This window comes from Streptomyces beijiangensis (genome assembly GCF_017315755.1).
GTDB classification, from domain to species: domain Bacteria; phylum Actinomycetota; class Actinomycetes; order Streptomycetales; family Streptomycetaceae; genus Streptomyces; species Streptomyces beijiangensis.
The window spans coordinates 1-3730 of record NZ_JAFLRJ010000684.1 but is presented as its reverse complement, the minus strand read 5'-3'; the positions used below and the strand labels follow the sequence as shown (position 1 = coordinate 3730).

Here is a 3730-nt window from a genome sequence, read left to right as displayed (position 1 = left end):
GTGGTCTTCGACGCGACGGGGGAGGGGGTCGTCGACGGCGCGTGGGCGCGGGTGGCCCCCGAGCTCGGCGAGGCCGATGCGGTGGACGACGGGGTCGCCGACTCGCCTCCCTGGGTCTGCAGGTCGGGCACACCGTCCGCGCGGACGCGTTCGCCCGTCGGACTGCCGCCGCCCACCGTGTAGGCGTTGCCGCCGCCGGGCAGGAGACCCGAGGCCATGGCCACGGCGCCTACGGCAGCGGCTGCGGAGACGCCGAGCAGCCCGGTGCGAACGGGTGCGGCCCGGCTCTTCCGGCGTCTGCGGGCATGGCCCCGGTGACGGCCTGCCGTGCTGTCAGCGCTCGTTGCGTAACCGCCATATTCAACTGCGGCCGGTACGGCGGCGGAGCGTCCATGGCGTCCCATCTGCTGTGCCTTCCTCAAGCTCGACGGTCTACGTCACGACGACTCACCCATACGGGTGAGGCTCATTGGGTCGGGACTGTAGTCCATGCCGCATGGGGGTGAAGTGTCTCGTGAGCAATTGGCCGGTTAGCGTGCAGACATGAACGAAGATGTACGGCTCACCGCCTGGGTGCGCGGAAAAGTCCAGGGCGTGGGCTTTCGCTGGTTCACCAGGGCGAATGCCCTGCAGATCGGCGGTCTCCGCGGATTCGCCCTCAATCTCGAGGACGGAAGGGTGCAAGTGGTGGCCGAGGGGCCGCGCGCGCAGTGCGACCTTCTCCTCGACTGGCTCCGCGCGGGCGACACTCCCGGCCGTGTCGACGGTGTCACTGAGATCTGGGACACTCCGCGCGGCGGTTACGAGAGCTTCGCGATCCGCTGAGCCGGCCGCCCGCCGTGAATTGGCAAGGCGCCCCTGGCATGTGCGTTCGGCAGAAATGACCTGGTGGTTGCCATTGGGGGCCGACCGTGCCAGGCTGCGAAGTAGAGGATGATCTCCTGCCCCAGGGCCCCTCAGGAGAGCCGCGCCGCCAGTGTTCGAGGCCGCGCGCCCCAGGGTTGCCATGGATACGGGGCGTGATCGTGTTGACCGTCAAACTTTTTGGTGAGACTCTGGAATCCCCGCGCACCTTAGCTGTTTGGCAGTAGGAACGCAGCGAGAACGAGCACTGCTGAGCACCGCGGGTGCGATTCCCCTACGACCCACCACCGCTTCGGTCGGTCACTCAGTGTGGAGGACCATCCATCATGGCAAAGGCGCTTCTCGGTTACGTCGGCGGTTCCGACCCGCGACTTCTCTCCGAGATGCGACGGCTTCAGCAGCGTGTTCAGGACCTCGAGTCCGAACTGACTCGGATCCAGTCCGAGAACGACGCGCTGAACGCCGCCGCCCATCACGGAGAGTCGCTGCTTGACGGCATCGACATTGATGTACCCCAGGCGGAGCCCGCGCTCACCTGACATCAGCCACCCGCTCGGAACCACTGCACATCGGAACCACTGCACAAGATATGCAAGGGACGCTTCGGCGTCCCTTCTTTCTTATCCCCTCATGCCGCGTGTGAAAGGTAGAGTCCGGCGGCGTGCACCTCAAGTCCATGACCCTCCGCGGATTCAAATCCTTCGCCTCCGCCACGACGCTCCGATTCGAGCCCGGCATCACGTGTGTCGTGGGCCCGAACGGCTCGGGCAAGTCCAATGTGGTGGACGCGCTCTCCTGGGTCATGGGCGAGCAGGGCGCCAAGTCGCTGCGCGGCGGGAAGATGGAGGACGTCATCTTCGCCGGGACGACCGGCCGCCCGCCGCTCGGCCGCGCCGAGGTCTCCCTGACCATCGACAACTCCGACGGCGCGCTGCCGATCGAGTACGCCGAAGTCACCATCACCCGGATCATGTTCCGCAATGGCGGCAGCGAATACCAGATCAACGGGGACACCTGCCGGCTGCTCGACATCCAGGATCTGCTGTCCGACTCGGGCATCGGGCGCGAGATGCATGTGATCGTCGGGCAGGGCCAGCTCGATTCCGTACTGCATGCCGATCCGATGGGGCGGCGCGCCTTTATCGAGGAGGCCGCGGGAGTTCTCAAGCACCGTAAGCGCAAAGAGAAGGCGCTGCGGAAGCTGGACGCGATGCAGGCCAATCTGGCGCGCGTACAGGACCTCACCGACGAACTGCGCCGCCAGCTGAAGCCGTTGGGCCGGCAGGCGGCCGTGGCGCGGCGGGCCGCCGTCATCCAGGCCGATCTGCGCGACGCGCGGCTGCGGCTGCTCGCGGACGACCTGGTGGCACTGCGGGACGCGCTGCGCACCGAGGTCGCGGACGAGGCCGCGCTGAAACAGCGCAAGGAGGCCGCGGAGGCGGCACTGAAGGCGGCGCTCGCGCGCGAGGCCGATCTGGAGGACGAGGTACGGCGTCTGGCGCCACGTCTCCAGCGCGCCCAGCAGACCTGGTACGAGCTCTCCCAGCTGGCCGAGCGGGTACGCGGCACGGTGTCGCTGGCCGACGCACGGGTCAAGAGCGCGACCTCCGCCCCGGAGGAGGAGCGGCGCGGGCGCGACCCGGAGGACATGGAGCGCGAGGCCGCCCGGATCCGCGAGCAGGAGGCGGAGCTGGAGGCAGCGCTGGAGGCGGCGGAGCACGCCCTGGAGGACACGGTCGCCCACCGGGCCGACCTGGAGCGGGAGTTGGTCGCCGAGGAGCGCCGGCTGAAGGACGTGGCACGGGCCATCGCCGACCGGCGCGAGGGGCTCGCCCGGCTGACCGGGCAGGTCAACGCGGCACGCTCGCGGGCAGGGTCGGCGCAGGCGGAGATCGACCGGCTGGCCGAGGCGCGGGACGGGGCGCAGGAGCGCGCGGTCCTGGCCCAGGAGGAGTACGAACTGCTCAAGGCCGAGGTGGACGGTCTCGACGCGGGCGACGCTGCCCTCGCCGAACAGCACGAGGCGGCCAAGCGCGCCCTCGGCGAGGCCGAGGCGGCGCTGAGCGCGGCCCGGGAGGCCGCCACGGCCGCCGAGCGCAAGCGGGCGGCGACCGCCGCACGGCGCGAGGCCCTCGCCCTGGGCCTGCGGCGCAAGGACGGCACGGGAGCGCTCCTCGGGGCGAAGGACCGGCTGGCGGGTCTGCTCGGCCCTGCGGCCGAACTGCTCGCGGTGGCCCCCGGGTACGAGATCCCGGTGGCGGCGGCGCTGGGCGCTGCGGCGGACGCGATCGCGGTGACCGACCCGGCGACGGCCGCGGACGCGATCCGGCTGCTGCGCAAGCAGGACGCGGGGCGTGCGGCGCTGCTGCTGGCCGCGCCGGGCGCCGGCGGTCATGCGGCGGTGCCCGACCAGGCGGGGGAGCGCCACGACGGATTCGGCGTGGGGGCCGGTGGCGCGGAAGTGCCCGCGAGCCGTACGGAAGGCGAGGGCGCTGCGGTGGCCGCGCAGGCCGTGGGTGCGCGTACCGCGGTCGAGGAGGTTTCGGGACTCTCGTACGTCGCCGAACTGGTGCGCGGACCCGCCGAGTTGATGCCCGGTGTGCGGAGGCTGCTGCGGGACATGGTGGTCGTGGGGACGCTGGAGGACGCCGAGGAGCTGGTGGCATCCCGGCCGGGTCTGATCGCGGTCACCGCCGAAGGGGACGTCCTGGGCGCGTACTTCGCGCAGGGCGGGTCCGCCGGGGCGCCGAGCCTTCTTGAGGTGCAGGCCTCCGTGGACGAGGCCGCGGCCGAGCTCACGGAGCTCGATCTGCGGTGCGAGGAGCTGGCAGGGGCGCAGCAGGCGGCGGGGGAGCGGCGCGGGGAG

Annotated in this window: 3 protein-coding genes and 1 pseudogene; 3 read left to right on the top strand and 1 reads right to left on the bottom strand. The window is 71.1% G+C overall.

Annotation, left to right across the window (positions count from 1 at the left end; translation table 11 throughout):
* A pseudogene (locus tag J0695_RS38310) lies at positions 1–404 on the bottom strand (CAP domain-containing protein); the annotation flags it as partial.
* Between the two features lie 139 nt (positions 405–543).
* Between J0695_RS38310 and J0695_RS38305 the strand changes: the two are divergent.
* The 3 genes from J0695_RS38305 to J0695_RS38295 all read left to right on the top strand — a co-directional run.
* Positions 544–825: an acylphosphatase gene (locus J0695_RS38305; protein ID WP_206969460.1), complete on the top strand. Its 282-nt coding sequence runs from the start codon at positions 544–546 to the stop codon at positions 823–825.
* Positions 826–1190: 365 nt separating this feature from the next.
* The gene (locus J0695_RS38300) at positions 1191–1403 is read left to right on the top strand and encodes a hypothetical protein (RefSeq protein WP_206969459.1); all 213 of its coding nucleotides are present in this window, start codon (positions 1191–1193) and stop codon (positions 1401–1403) included.
* 122 nt (positions 1404–1525) lie between these two features.
* Positions 1526–3730, top strand: a 2205-nt coding sequence (locus tag J0695_RS38295; RefSeq protein WP_206969458.1) for an AAA family ATPase, incomplete at its 3' end; no start/stop codon positions are given.

Excerpts from the sequence above, each read along its gene's own strand:
- J0695_RS38305 (WP_206969460.1), top strand. The coding sequence starts at position 544 with ATGAACGAAGATGTACGGCTCACCGCCTGGGTGCGCGGAAAAGTCCAG.
- J0695_RS38300 (WP_206969459.1), top strand. The coding sequence starts at position 1,191 with ATGGCAAAGGCGCTTCTCGGTTACGTCGGCGGTTCCGACCCGCGACTT.